This is a genomic window from Tabrizicola sp. M-4, from assembly GCF_051132405.1.
Classification (GTDB): Bacteria; Pseudomonadota; Alphaproteobacteria; order Rhodobacterales; family Rhodobacteraceae; genus Paragemmobacter.
This window is the reverse complement of record NZ_CP128606.1, coordinates 2,883,898-2,896,086: the sequence shown is the minus strand read 5'-3', so window position 1 is coordinate 2,896,086 and position 12,189 is coordinate 2,883,898. Positions and strand designations below refer to the sequence as shown.

At 62.4% G+C, this 12,189-nt stretch carries 13 protein-coding genes; 10 read left to right on the top strand and 3 right to left on the bottom strand.

The window, feature by feature from the left end:
- Nucleotides 1–213 precede the first annotated feature (213 nt).
- From dnaG to ribD, 5 genes are all read left to right on the top strand, one after another.
- Nucleotides 214–2,184, top strand: a complete 1,971-nt coding sequence (gene dnaG, locus TabM4_RS14165) for a DNA primase (RefSeq protein WP_434613591.1) — start codon at nt 214–216, stop codon at nt 2,182–2,184.
- 119 nt (nt 2,185–2,303) lie between these two features.
- A complete protein-coding gene (gene rpoD / locus TabM4_RS14160; protein WP_434613588.1) occupies nt 2,304–4,298 on the top strand; it encodes an RNA polymerase sigma factor RpoD in 1,995 nt (664 codons plus the stop codon).
- A gap of 63 nt (nt 4,299–4,361) precedes the next feature.
- The gene (locus TabM4_RS14155; RefSeq protein ID WP_434613586.1) at nt 4,362–4,784 is read left to right on the top strand and encodes a hypothetical protein; all 423 of its coding nucleotides are present in this window, start codon (nt 4,362–4,364) and stop codon (nt 4,782–4,784) included.
- A gap of 240 nt (nt 4,785–5,024) precedes the next feature.
- Entirely contained in the window at nt 5,025–5,492 is a 468-nt protein-coding gene (gene nrdR / locus TabM4_RS14150) for a transcriptional regulator NrdR (RefSeq protein ID WP_281469391.1), read from the top strand.
- A 10-nt stretch (nt 5,493–5,502) separates the two neighbouring features.
- Nucleotides 5,503–6,591, top strand: a complete 1,089-nt coding sequence (gene ribD, locus TabM4_RS14145) for a bifunctional diaminohydroxyphosphoribosylaminopyrimidine deaminase/5-amino-6-(5-phosphoribosylamino)uracil reductase RibD (RefSeq protein ID WP_434613583.1) — start codon at nt 5,503–5,505, stop codon at nt 6,589–6,591.
- Nucleotides 6,592–6,699: 108 nt separating this feature from the next.
- Here ribD and TabM4_RS14140 read toward each other — a convergent pair whose 3' ends face one another.
- On the bottom strand, nt 6,700–7,128 hold the full coding sequence (locus TabM4_RS14140; RefSeq protein ID WP_434613580.1) for a VOC family protein: 429 nt from the start codon (nt 7,126–7,128) through the stop codon (nt 6,700–6,702).
- A 106-nt stretch (nt 7,129–7,234) separates the two neighbouring features.
- Between TabM4_RS14140 and TabM4_RS14135 the strand changes: the two genes are divergently transcribed.
- The 3 genes from TabM4_RS14135 (at nt 7,235) to TabM4_RS14125 (ending at nt 9,378) form a co-directional block, all read left to right on the top strand.
- The gene (locus TabM4_RS14135; RefSeq protein ID WP_434613577.1) at nt 7,235–8,014 is read left to right on the top strand and encodes a thymidylate synthase; all 780 of its coding nucleotides are present in this window, start codon (nt 7,235–7,237) and stop codon (nt 8,012–8,014) included.
- Nucleotides 8,014–8,487 carry a dihydrofolate reductase gene (locus TabM4_RS14130; RefSeq protein ID WP_434613574.1) on the top strand — a complete coding sequence of 158 codons (474 nt, stop codon included), beginning with the start codon at nt 8,014–8,016 and terminating at the stop codon, nt 8,485–8,487. The genes TabM4_RS14135 and TabM4_RS14130 overlap by 1 nt, the downstream gene beginning before the upstream one ends.
- A gap of 69 nt (nt 8,488–8,556) precedes the next feature.
- Entirely contained in the window at nt 8,557–9,378 is an 822-nt protein-coding gene (locus TabM4_RS14125; RefSeq protein ID WP_434613571.1) for a hypothetical protein, read from the top strand.
- A gap of 207 nt (nt 9,379–9,585) precedes the next feature.
- Here the strand turns inward: TabM4_RS14125 and TabM4_RS14120 are convergent, their stop codons facing one another.
- Complete coding sequence (locus TabM4_RS14120) at nt 9,586–10,518, bottom strand: IS5 family transposase (protein ID WP_434613568.1); 933 nt, start codon at nt 10,516–10,518, stop codon at nt 9,586–9,588.
- 524 nt (nt 10,519–11,042) lie between these two features.
- On the opposite strand from TabM4_RS14120, the gene TabM4_RS14115 reads away from it, so the two are divergent.
- Both TabM4_RS14115 and TabM4_RS14110 read left to right on the top strand, forming a co-directional pair.
- The gene (locus TabM4_RS14115; protein ID WP_434613565.1) at nt 11,043–11,441 is read left to right on the top strand and encodes a DUF2177 family protein; all 399 of its coding nucleotides are present in this window, start codon (nt 11,043–11,045) and stop codon (nt 11,439–11,441) included.
- A 102-nt stretch (nt 11,442–11,543) separates the two neighbouring features.
- Nucleotides 11,544–11,867 (top strand): arsenate reductase family protein, encoded by a 324-nt coding sequence (locus tag TabM4_RS14110; RefSeq protein WP_434613563.1) that lies wholly within the window; start codon nt 11,544–11,546, stop codon nt 11,865–11,867.
- Between the two features lie 51 nt (nt 11,868–11,918).
- On the opposite strand, the gene TabM4_RS14105 is transcribed toward TabM4_RS14110, so the two are convergent.
- On the bottom strand, nt 11,919–12,125 hold the full coding sequence (locus TabM4_RS14105; RefSeq protein ID WP_281469380.1) for a cold shock domain-containing protein: 207 nt from the start codon (nt 12,123–12,125) through the stop codon (nt 11,919–11,921).
- Nucleotides 12,126–12,189: the final 64 nt, after the last annotated feature.

The window sequence follows — 12,189 nt, the reverse complement described above, 5'->3', positions numbered from 1 at the left end:
GGGTATTTTTCCCGAAACGAAGACCCTTCCCCTTCGTCTCGGCCCAAATACCCTCAGGGGGTGAATTGGCCGCAAGGCCAAGAGGGGGCGGAACGCCCCCTGAACGGGCCCCGCACCCGGCGCAAGCCGGGGGTGGGGAGAAAAGGCTTCGGCGCGCATGCGCCGTCCGCTTGGTGACTGGACAGCCGCCCCCCTGCGCCCGATATAGGACCCATGTCCCTGCCACCCGGATTCCTCGACGAACTCCGCACCCGCGTGTCCCTCAGCCAAGTTGTGGGGCGCAAAGTCACATGGGACATGCGCAAGTCCAACATGGCCAAGGGCGACTGGTGGGCGCCTTGCCCCTTCCATCAGGAAAAATCCGCCTCCTTCCATGTCGATGACCGGAAGGGCTTCTACTACTGCTTCGGCTGCCACGCGAAGGGCGATGCCGTCACCTTCATCAAGGAGAACGACAATGTCTCCTTCATGGAGGCGGTCGAAATCCTTGCGCGCGAGGCCGGGATGCAGATGCCCGCCCGCGACCCGAAGGCGGCCGAGAAGGCCGACCGCCGCACCCTATTGGCGCAGGTGATGGAAGAAGCGGTGAAATGGTTCCGCCTGCAATTGAAGACCTCCGCCGCCGCCGAGGCGCGCGCCTATCTGGACAAGCGCCGCCTGCCGCCGCCTGCACAGGATCGTTGGGATATCGGCTTCGCGCCGGATGGCTGGCATGGCCTGCTAACTGCCATGACGCAAAAGGGCATTTCGCCGGAGCTTCTCGTTGATGCAGGGCTATGCGCGAAATCAGATGACCCGCGCCGTGGACCCTACGACCGCTTTCGTAACAGAATAATCTTCCCTATTAGGGACGCCCGTGGGCGGGCAATTAGTCTTGGCGGACGAGCAATGTCGCCGAACGATCCCGCCAAATACCTCAACGGTCCCGAGACGGAACTCTTCGACAAGGGCCGCAACCTCTACAATCAGGCCCCCGCGCGCGAGGCGGCGGGAAAGGGCCTGCCGCTGATCGTGGCCGAAGGCTACATGGACGTGATCGCGCTGTCCGAGGCCGGCTTCCGCGCCACCGTGGCCCCCCTCGGCACGGCGGTGACCGAGGATCAGCTTCGCCTTCTCTGGCGCATCCATGACGAGCCGATCATCGCGCTGGATGGCGATACGGCCGGATTCCGCGCCGCGTTGCGCGTCATCGACCTCGCGCTGCCGCTTCTGGAGGCTGGAAAAGGCCTGCGCTTCGCCATCCTGCCGCAGGGGATGGACCCGGACGACCTGATCAAGGCGCAGGGGGCGCCAGCCATGCAGAAGGTGCTGGACGCGGCCCAACCCATGGTCAACCTGCTGTGGCGCAGGGAAACCGAAGGCCGCGTCTTCGACAGCCCCGAACGCAAGGCAGCCCTCGACAAGACCCTCCGCGCGGCGCTGAAGAAGATCGCCGATCCCTCGATCCGTGCCCATTACGGCGAGGATATCAAACGCCTGCGGCTGGAGCTTTTCGGCCAGAACGCCCAGCCCTTCCGCCCCTACACCCCGCGCGGTCAGGGCAGGGCAGGGGGCCGCTTCGCGCCCCTCCAGCCCATCGCGCCGCTGCCCAGCACGCGCGCCTCGCTGCTCGGCTCCGCCACCGCCCCGGTGGAGGAACGCCTGCGCGAGGCGGTGATCCTTGCCACGCTGGTCATCCATCCCGGCCTGATCCGGCAGTTCGAATCCGCGCTGGAAACGCTGGACTGCACGGGCGAGGACCATGCCCTGCTGCGCAACCTCCTCCTCACCCATGCCGATGCGCCCGATCCCCGCGCCGAAATCGCCGCCGCCGCCCCTGCGGTGCTTGACGCGCTCCTGTCGCATCCCCATGTCCGCAACGCGCCCGCGATCCTGAATGCGTCCGATACCGAAAAGGCGGAATTCGCCGTCGCGCAGGATCTGTTCATTCTTCAGGCCGAACGCGGCCGCCGGCGCGAGATCGAGGAGGCGGCGCTGGATATCGAAGGCGTGGCCGATGAAGGCCTGACATGGCGCATCGCCAAGGCCAACGAAGCAAGGGCCGAGGCGCAGCGCGGCCCGCAGGACAAGACGGGCGAGGCCGTGATTTCCCCCAACGGCGTCGCCCTCGACAAGGAGGAGTTGGAAGAGGCCCGCAAGGTGTTCGACAGCATCCGTTTCGAACGCCCCAACCGCAGGCATTAGCCTTCCGTCAGCAAAAGAATCACCGTTCGCACCCTTTCGCCCAGAATGATTCGCGTTATTGATTCGACAGACGCAGAATTGATTCGCCCGACCATCCCCGTGCGCCCCGAGGAGACCACATGGCACTCAAAGACACTGACGACGCCAAGCCCGACGAGCAGGAGGCCGACGTCTCGCTCGACATGAGCCAGGCCGCGGTGAAGAAGATGATCGCCGATGCGCGCGAGCGCGGCTACATCACCTATGACCAGCTCAATTCGGTGCTGCCGCCGGATCAGGCATCGTCGGAGCAGATCGAAGACGTCATGTCGATGCTCTCGGAAATGGGCATCAACGTCATCGAGGACGAAGAGGCCGAAGAGGGCGAGGCAGGCGGCGAACTGGTGGAAACCTCCACCTCGCGCGAAGTGGCCCTTGTCGGCGCAACGACCGAGACGCTGGACCGCACCGATGACCCCGTCCGCATGTATCTGCGCGAGATGGGCTCCGTCGAACTTCTGTCCCGCGAGGGCGAGATCGCCATCGCCAAGCGGATCGAGGCGGGCCGCAACACGATGATCGCGGGCCTCTGCGAAAGCCCGCTCACCTTTCAGGCCATCACCATCTGGCGCGACGAACTCCTGAACGAAGAGATCCTGCTGCGCGACGTCATCGACCTCGAAGCCACCTTCGGCCGCTCGCTCGATGGCGATGACGAGATGGACGGCCCGGTTCTGGACGATGTCGATGTCGCCGCCGCCGCCCCCCGCCGTGCCGCGGGCGGGTCCTCCGAGCCGGAACTCGACGCCGATGGCAACCCCATCATGCGCGCCGAGGAAGAGGACGAGGATGACGAGGCCTCCAACATGTCGCTCGCCGCGATGGAAGCCGCGCTGAAGCCCAAGGTGCTGGAAACGCTGGAGATCATCGCGCGCGACTACGCGAAACTGGCGCAGATGCAGGACCGCCGCATGTCGGCCACCCTGTCCGAAACCGCCAGCTACTCCGCCGCCGACGAGGCCGCCTATCAGAAGCTGCGGTCGGAAATCGTCACGCTGGTCAACGCGCTGCACCTGCACAACAACCGGATCGAGGCGCTGATCGACCAGCTTTACGGGATCAACAAGCGCATCATGTCGATCAATTCCGGCATGGTGAAACTGGCCGATGCCGCGCGGATCAACCGCCGCGAATTCATCGACGAATATCAGGGCTATGAGCTTGACCCGACATGGCTGGACCGCATGGCCGCCAAGGCGGGCCGCGGCTGGCAGGCGCTGATGGAGAAGTCGCGCGACAAGGTCGAGGAATTGCGCGCCGAGATGGCGCAGGTCGGCCAGTATATCGGGGTCGACATTTCCGAATTCCGCCGCATCGTCAATCAGGTCCAGAAGGGCGAGAAAGAGGCGCGGCAGGCCAAGAAGGAGATGGTGGAAGCCAACCTTCGTCTGGTCATCTCGATTGCCAAGAAATACACGAACCGCGGGTTGCAGTTCCTTGACCTGATCCAGGAAGGCAACATCGGCCTGATGAAGGCGGTTGATAAATTCGAATACCGCCGTGGCTATAAGTTCTCCACCTACGCGACATGGTGGATCCGTCAGGCCATCACCCGTTCCATCGCCGATCAGGCGCGCACGATCCGTATTCCGGTCCACATGATCGAAACGATCAACAAACTGGTCCGCACCGGCCGCCAGATGCTGCACGAGATCGGCCGCGAACCCACGCCCGAGGAACTGGCCGAAAAGCTGCAGATGCCGCTGGAAAAGGTCCGCAAGGTGATGAAGATCGCCAAGGAGCCGATTTCGCTCGAAACCCCCATCGGGGACGAGGAAGACAGCCAGCTTGGCGATTTCATCGAGGACAAGAACGCCATCCTGCCCCTCGACAGCGCCATTCAGGAAAACCTAAAGGAAACCACGACGCGCGTTCTGGCCAGCCTCACCCCGCGCGAGGAACGCGTCCTTCGGATGCGCTTCGGGATCGGCATGAACACCGACCACACGCTGGAAGAAGTGGGCCAGCAGTTCAGCGTGACGCGGGAACGCATCCGCCAGATCGAGGCGAAGGCGCTGCGGAAGCTGAAGCATCCGTCGCGGAGCAGGAAGTTGCGGAGTTTCCTGGATCAGTGAGTGGAAAGGGCGCCCTACAGGGCGCCTTTCTGTTCGTGAAGTATACTTCGTTTAGGTACTGTAATGGTTCATCCACTTTCTAGCCTAGCAAAGAAGCTCAAGAAGTGCGGTGAGGAATGTTTGCCACTGCGCGAAGCGATTAAGGCGATACGTATCGATATCAACTACGAACTCGGTACGTTCAGTTCCGGCTCAAAATCCGAAGCTGCTTTCCGCAAGCTTGAGCACAAAGTCGAAAAGGGCAAACTCCGTCTAGATACCCTCGTGATCAAGATCGAAATGCAACTCGATCGTATTGATGCGCTGCGCGATGCTGCATTGGCTTATTCTGCCTCGTCTCTAAAGGAACAAGAGTTCATAGCTGACCTCCTGCGGTGGAGTTCCGAACTCCAAGGGGAACTCACCGACTGGGCCGACCAGATCGAGACTGTTTTGGAGGACGTCGACCGCATTCTTGCGGAGATCGTCTTGGAAGTGAAAAACTGAAGCGAGGATAAACTCGCTACCACTATTGACCCGCGCGGCGGGGTGAACCCCGCCCTACTCCGGTTCCACCCCAGAGAGCCGCCCCCTGAGTCCCCGCCGCCACACATCACGCCCCCCGCATATGGGGCCGTTAACTTCCCCCTAGCCGAAACCTCGCCCCCGCCCCTATAGTTTGGGCCAAACCGGGGGGAACACCCCGGCATGAGGCAGGCATAAACCATAACAAGCAAGGAGGGGGCCATGCGCTGCCCATTCTGCGGCAATATCGACACCCAGGTGAAGGACAGCCGTCCCGCCGAAGACCATGTCTCCATCCGCCGCCGGCGCTTCTGCCCGGCCTGCGGGGGGCGTTTCACCACCTATGAACGGGTGCAGCTCCGTGATCTCGTGGTGATCAAATCCTCGGGCAAGCGCGAGGATTTCGACCGGGCAAAGCTGGAACGCTCCATCCGCATCGCGATGCAGAAGCGCCCGATCGACCCAGATCGCATCGACCAGATGATCTCGGGCATCGTGCGGCGGCTGGAAAGCCTTGGCGAGACGGATATCCAGTCCAAGGTGATCGGCGAGATCGTTATGGAATCCCTCGCCCGGATCGATACCGTGGCCTATGTGCGCTTCGCCTCGGTCTACAAGAACTTCCAGGCCGCCGACGATTTCGACAAATTCGTCAGCGAACTGCGCCCCGGCGCCTCGCCCGACGAGTGACGGGCCGCATGTGACCGAGGACGAGGTCCATATGTCCCACGCCCTCGCGCTGGCGGCGCGGGGGCTCGGGCGCACATGGCCCAATCCGGCCGTGGGCTGCGTGATCGTGAAGGCGGGCCGCGTCATCGGGCGCGGCTGGACTCAGCCGGGCGGTCGCCCCCATGCCGAACGCATGGCACTGGATCAGGCGGGGCAGGGCGCGCGCGGGGCCACGGCCTATGTCACGCTGGAACCCTGCGCCCATCACGGCAGAACACCCCCCTGCGCCGAAGCCTTGGTCTCGGCGGGCCTGTCACGCGTCTGCACCGCGCTCACCGACCCCGATCCCCGCGTCTCGGGGCAGGGCCATGCCATCCTCCGCGCGGGCGGCATCGCGGTCACCGAGGGCCTCTGCGAGGCACGCGCAAGGCAGCTTCAGGCAGGCTTCCTCAAGCGCATCACCCAAGGCATCCCCTTCGTCACCCTGAAACTCGCCGCCACGCTGGACGGTCGCATCGCCACCGCCACCGGCGAAAGCCGCTGGATCACGGGCCCGCAGGCCCGCCGCCGCGTCCACCTGATGCGCATGACCCATGACGCGGTGCTGACCTCATCGGCCACCGCCATCGCCGACGACCCCGACCTGACGGCGCGCGACATGGGTGCCACCCATCAACCCCTGCGCCTGCTGGCCGACAGCCACCTCAAGACCCCGCCCGACAGCCGCCTCGCCCGCAGCGCCAAAGACCATCCCGTCTGGGTCCTCCACGGCCCCGCCGCCCCCGAACCGGCCCGCGCCGCATGGGCCGCCTCCGGCGTAAGGCTGATCGCCTGCCCCACCGAAGGCCCCCACCTGAACCTCACCGAAACCTTCCGCCTCCTCGCCGCTCAGGGCCTCACCCGCATCCTGATCGAGGCAGGCGGCCAATTCGCCGCCGCCCTCATCCGCGCGCGGCTCGTCGATGACCTCGCCCTCTTTCAGGCAGGCTGCCTGATCGGCGCCGATGGCATCCCCGTCCTAGGCCCCCTCGGCCTCCAGACCCTGAAGGATGCCCCGCGCCCAACCCTTTCGGAAACCATCCCCTGCGGCCCCGACATCCTCACCCGCTGGACCTTCTGACCGCCCTTTCGTCTCGGCCCAAATACCCATCCTGCGCCGACACCCTTCGCCACGCCCCGGACCAAGGCGCCAGGGGGTGCGGGGGGACGCCCGTCCCCCCGCCATGCCTCACCAATGCCCGACGCTCGCCATGCTCTTCCACGGCTCCACCGGCTCCAGCGCGCCGCCCCTCTGCAGCAACTCGATAGAGATGTTGTCCGGGCTCCGCACGAAGGCCATCCGCCCATCCCGTGGTGGGCGGTTGATCACCACGCCATTCGCCTGCAGATGCGCGCAGATCGCGTGGATGTCATCCACCTCATAGGCCAGATGCCCGAAATGGCGGCTGTCGCTCGGCAGCCCCTCATCCCCGTCCCAGTTATAGGTCAACTCCACCGGGCAGTCCGGCTGCCCCGGAGGCGCCATGAAGACCAGCGTGAACCGCCCCCCCTCATTGTCATAGCGCCGCGTCTCCTCCAGCCCCAACAGCCGGTAGAAGGCGATCGACTTCTCCAGATCCAGAACCCTCACCATCGTATGCAGATACCGAATGCCCATCGCATTCCTCCTTCGCTTTTTCTTCCCCGCCACAGTACACAGCCGGTCGCCCGCAGCGCCACCGCAAGATATAGTGTCCCCCGACTCATGAACCACGATCAGGCCCATGCAGCAATATCACGACGCGCTCCGCACCGTCCTTGCCGAAGGCATCCCCTCCTCCGACCGCACCGGAACGGGCACGATCAGCCATTTCGGCCTGCAATGCCGCTATCCCCTTGCCGACGGCTTCCCCCTCGTCACCACCAAGAAGCTGCACATCAAATCCATCATCCACGAACTCCTCTGGTTCCTGCAGGGCGACACGAACATCCGCTATCTCAACGACAATGGCGTCACGATCTGGGACGAATGGGCGGATGAGAACGGCGATCTCGGCCCCGTCTACGGCCGCCAGTGGCGCGATTTCGGCGGGGTGGACCAGATCGAGACGCTGCTCGACATGATCCGCCGCAGCCCCGACTCGCGCCGCCTGATCGTCTCCGCCTGGAACCCGCCCGACGTGCCGCAGATGGCGCTGCCCCCCTGCCATACGATGTGGCAGGTCCGCATCCTCGGCGGCAAGCTCCACCTGCAACTCTACCAGCGCAGCGCCGACATGTTCCTCGGCGTGCCCTTCAACATCGCCTCCTACGCCCTCCTCCTCGTCATGCTGGCCCATGTCACGGGGTATGAGCCGGGCGATTTCATCCACTCCATCGGCGACGCGCATATCTACTCCAACCATATGGAGCAGGTGAAAACCCAACTCGCCCGCGACCCCCGGCCCCTGCCCACCTTGCGCATCACCCGCCCCGTGACCTCGCTCTTCGATTTCCGGTATGAGGATTTCGAGATTGCGGGCTACGACCCCCATCCCGCCATCAAGGCCCCGGTGGCCGTGTGATGCTGACCCTCATCGTCGCCCGCGCCCGCAACGGGGCCATCGGCAAGGGGAACACGATCCCCTGGCACGCGCCCGAAGACCTCGCCGCGTTTCAGCGCGAGACGACCGGGGGCGCGGTCATCATGGGGCGGCGCACATGGGAGAGCCTGCCCTTCAAGCCGCTGAAGAACCGCCTGAACATCGTCGTCACCCGCGATGCATCGGTGTGGGAGACCACCGCCCCCACGCCGCAGGAGGCGGTCGCGATGGCGGCGGAGGCGGGGTATGCCCGCATCTACGGGATCGGGGGGAGTTCCGTCTACGAGGCGCTGCTGCCGCTGGCGCATCGGCTTCTGGTGACGGAGGTCGATGTGGAGGTGGAGGGGGCGGATGCGTTCTTTCCGGCCTTCGACGAGCGGGAGTGGCGGGTGATCTATGAACGGCGGCTGCGGGGGGATGGGCCGGGGTGTTTGTTGCGGGAGTGGGTGAGGTAGTGTGGGCGTTGACCGACGTGGTCTTTTGGTCAACACTCCTAGTGGGTTTTCTTGTAAGGTGCTGTTAAAATGAACGAAGATCGAACCTTTAGCATTTTCCATTTAAGTCTTGTTGAGCATAGGCAGCCAACCCTCACATCATTTCGCGGTTCACGTGAACAGTGGCTGAGATTATCCCTGTCTGAAAGGTTCGAATTTTCTGGGTGGGGTGGAAAGGAACTTGTATGGGTTCCCAAGGGTGTCACCAACGAATTGGTGTTTGGCCTGATCCAAGGAAAGAAGCCACATTCCTTCCATGACTCACCGAACGAGGGCGGAGCAGAGAAGGTTGATGAATTCTGGCAGGGCGCGTACTTGTTTCTTGATCCGAGGCACCACGACGATGGTCAAAAAATGGCGATTGAGAATGATGTGCTTGGGCGTCCGAGAGCCCTTGCAAAGGCACTCTTTGATCACATAAACGGACGAGACGATGCATCTTACAGTGTCATTCCAGAATTGATTTTCGACGAAACCGATTTTTGGAAGTTTGCCGAAGAAAGTGGAAAGGTCCTTTCATTCATCAGGTTTGAGTTTGCGGTTCCAAATATGTGGGACCCCCAAGGAGACCTTGAGAAAGACCTGAGGTCGACTGGGCGAAAGACAGGAACCGAGCAGGTTGATGTCACCTTTCGAGCAAAGAACGGAGTAACCACTGATAATGATATCATTAAATCTGGCGTGAAGTATGCGGGGCGGGGCGCAGGGAGGATTAAGGCGCGCAATCGAGATGGAAAGCGCTATTCTTCTGAGACTCGCGCAACTGTTGAGAGCGTTCCTAAGGCCGATCTCGACGAGGCTTCCAACGATATGATCGAACAAATCGCAAAGAAGGTTTTGGGTCGTGGGTAAGGGAGCCCCATGGGTTCTCTTTCTATTCTTTTGCGGCGTACTCGTCGCTGTTTCACTTCGGCATCCTTCATTTTTGTCTGATACTGGAAACCAGTTCCTTAGGGATTTCATGGATGCGGACATTCTTGCGGTTTTGGGTTTCATTACTGCAGTGGCTCTGTTGCACAAATCAGCTGAAGGCCAAGGTTCCCCTTACCCCGGACAGACTCATCCCACGGCTTCCGTGACGGGGATGCCGAGCGCGGTGAAGCCGTTGAGGACGGCGACACGGACCTGGAACTCCGCGACCTGACGGTCGAAGTCCCGAGCGGATAGCCGCTGCCCCAAGAGCTTGACGCAGTGCATCTTGGTCTCTGCACGACTTCGGCGGTGATAGCCGCTCCATCGTCGCCAGATGGTTCGTCCGACGCGTTTTGATGTGCGCAGGATTTCATTGCGTGCGATTGCACCGACGGTGTCAGGTTTCCAAGGTTTGGCGTTCTTCCGCGGCGGGATGATGGCGGCGGCACCCCGGTCGGCGATGGCGTCGTGGCATTTGCGGGTGTCGAAGGCGCCATCGGCGGTGACGGTCGCGATCTCCTGGTCGGGCGGGATCTGGTCAAGCAACTCGGGGAGCATGGGCGCATCGCCCACGTCGCTGGTCGTGAACTCGGCCGCCCGGATTTCCAGAGATTTCTCATCAATCCCGACGTGAATCTTGCGCCACACACGTCGCTTCTTGCCACCATGCTTACGGGCGTTCCACTCGCCTTCCCCTTCGACCTTGATGCCCGTGCTGTCGACCAGCAGGTGCAAGGGACCGTCTGACCCGCGGTAGGCGATGTTCACCTGCAGGGTCTTCTGGCGCCGTGACAGCGTACTGAAATCCGGAACTGCCCAGTTCAGGCCGATCAGTTGCAACAGGCTCTCAACGAACCCGGTCGTCTGGCGAAGCGCCATGCCAAATAGAACCTTCATCGTCAGACAGGTCTGAATGGCGGCGTCGCTGTAGTCGGGCTGCCGCCCGCGCTTGCCGGTCGGCGCGGCCTCCCACGTCATGGCGGGATCGAACCAGATCGTCAGCGAGCCGCGGCGCTTCAGCGCCTTGTTGTAGGCTGGCCAGTTCCGGGTCTTGTAGGTTGGGGCTGTGGGTCTGCTCATGTACCCCAGCTATCACGCTGGATTCACAACATGAATCCTCACAAGCGATTTGTGCAACAGAGCCTACTGCAGTGGGTAACGCATCAACAGTCAGCATATTCTTACACCTAAACAAGCTAGAAGATGAAACAGAAGCGAAGTTCGTACGATCTCGAGTGTCTCTAAAACAATCGGCCGTATCGTTAGTCGTTGTTTTTCTAATTGCCTTTTTTGCGGTTGTGCTAAAGCCTGTTTTCGCTTCCAGCGAAGAACAGCACGCATTCTTCAACTCCATTGGAGTTGCCTGTGTCGTCTTCTCCCTTTCAGTTCTTCGTGATTTGACTGAGACGGTCTTCAAGATTCCGACGAAGAAGCGGGTAGCCGAGATCTTTAGGGAGAATAGTGAGCGTGACTAGAATAGTGTGACACCGATCGTGTCCGACGGTCGAAACCGGTCTGTCCACCCACCCTGACACCCTTTGGTTAACAACCCCTTTCCCCCACCCGTCCCCGCGCTATCTCCCCGCTCCACAAGGAGCCGCCCCATGCAACTCGCCGTCCTCTACCTCTCCACCGCCGCCATCTTCCTCATCCTGGACGCGATCATGCTGACCCTCGTGATGAAGCCGCTCTTCGACCGGCATATCGGCGCGTTGATGCTGGAGAACATCCGCCTCGTCCCGGCGGCGGCCTTCTACCTCGCCTATGTCGCGGGACTGCTCTACCTCGTCTCCCTCCCCGCACTGCGGACAGGGGCGCCCGTGCTGCTCCCGGCGGCGATCATCGGGGCCATGGCCTATGGCACATACGAGTTCACCTCCTATGCCATCATGAAAGACTGGCACTGGCAGATGGTGGCGACCGATACGCTCTGGGGCACGCTGCTGACGGCGCTCTCGGCTTGGGGCGGGGTGGCGATCACGCGGGCGCTGGTCGGGCCGTAAGGGGTTAACCACTGGCAAAGCGGGCGTTCGTTGCGTATGCACAGTTTGCGGTACAGAATGCGGCACGGGTTTCGGTACAGGCGATGACAGGGGCAAAGAACCATGATCCTTTACGGCATTCCGACCTGCGACACCTGCAAGAAGGCGCAGAAGGCGCTGCAGGCGGCAGGGCATGAGGTGACCTTCCGCGACGTGCGGGCTCAGCCGCTCAGCGATGCGGAAATCTCTGAAATCGTTCAGGAATTCGGCGACCGGGTGATCAACCGATCCTCCACCACCTACCGCGCCTTCAACGATTTCCTCAAGGCCTCCGACCCCGAGGCGCAGATCGCCGCCCAACCCACGGTGATGAAGCGCCCCGTCATCCGCAACGGTGCCGACTGGCACCTCGGCTGGGACGAGGCGGTACAGGCGAAACTCCTGTAAGGAAAAGGCCCGCCACGGGGACGGGCCTTCTCTTTCAATGGGTTGCGCGGATCAAAGCAGCTTCAGATCACTCGCCGAAGCCCGGCCATCCCGACCCGACTGCAGCTCATAGGCGATCTTCTGGTTGTCGTTCAGCCCCTTGAGCCCAGCCCGCTCCACCGCCGAGATATGGACAAAAACATCCTTGCCCCCATCATCCGGCGCGATGAACCCGTAACCCTTTGTCGTATTGAACCATTTCACGGTGCCCGTCGGCATTCCGCTTCTCCTTCAACTACCCCCCTGCGGCGAGATTGCCGTCAGGCCGTGCAATCCAGGTCTT

What these genes read in the sequence shown, in the direction of transcription:
- dnaG (WP_434613591.1), top strand. Translation starts at nt 214, where the DNA reads ATGTCCCTGCCACCCGGATTCCTCGACGAACTCCGCACCCGCGTGTCC.
- rpoD (WP_434613588.1), top strand. Translation starts at nt 2,304, where the DNA reads ATGGCACTCAAAGACACTGACGACGCCAAGCCCGACGAGCAGGAGGCC.
- TabM4_RS14155 (WP_434613586.1), top strand. Translation starts at nt 4,362, where the DNA reads ATGGTTCATCCACTTTCTAGCCTAGCAAAGAAGCTCAAGAAGTGCGGT.
- nrdR (WP_281469391.1), top strand. Translation starts at nt 5,025, where the DNA reads ATGCGCTGCCCATTCTGCGGCAATATCGACACCCAGGTGAAGGACAGC.
- TabM4_RS14140 (WP_434613580.1), bottom strand. Translation starts at nt 7,128, where the DNA reads ATGGGCATTCGGTATCTGCATACGATGGTGAGGGTTCTGGATCTGGAG.
- TabM4_RS14135 (WP_434613577.1), top strand. Translation starts at nt 7,235, where the DNA reads ATGCAGCAATATCACGACGCGCTCCGCACCGTCCTTGCCGAAGGCATC.
- TabM4_RS14130 (WP_434613574.1), top strand. Translation starts at nt 8,014, where the DNA reads ATGCTGACCCTCATCGTCGCCCGCGCCCGCAACGGGGCCATCGGCAAG.
- TabM4_RS14125 (WP_434613571.1), top strand. Translation starts at nt 8,557, where the DNA reads ATGAACGAAGATCGAACCTTTAGCATTTTCCATTTAAGTCTTGTTGAG.
- TabM4_RS14120 (WP_434613568.1), bottom strand. Translation starts at nt 10,518, where the DNA reads ATGAGCAGACCCACAGCCCCAACCTACAAGACCCGGAACTGGCCAGCC.
- TabM4_RS14115 (WP_434613565.1), top strand. Translation starts at nt 11,043, where the DNA reads ATGCAACTCGCCGTCCTCTACCTCTCCACCGCCGCCATCTTCCTCATC.
- TabM4_RS14110 (WP_434613563.1), top strand. Translation starts at nt 11,544, where the DNA reads ATGATCCTTTACGGCATTCCGACCTGCGACACCTGCAAGAAGGCGCAG.
- TabM4_RS14105 (WP_281469380.1), bottom strand. Translation starts at nt 12,125, where the DNA reads ATGCCGACGGGCACCGTGAAATGGTTCAATACGACAAAGGGTTACGGG.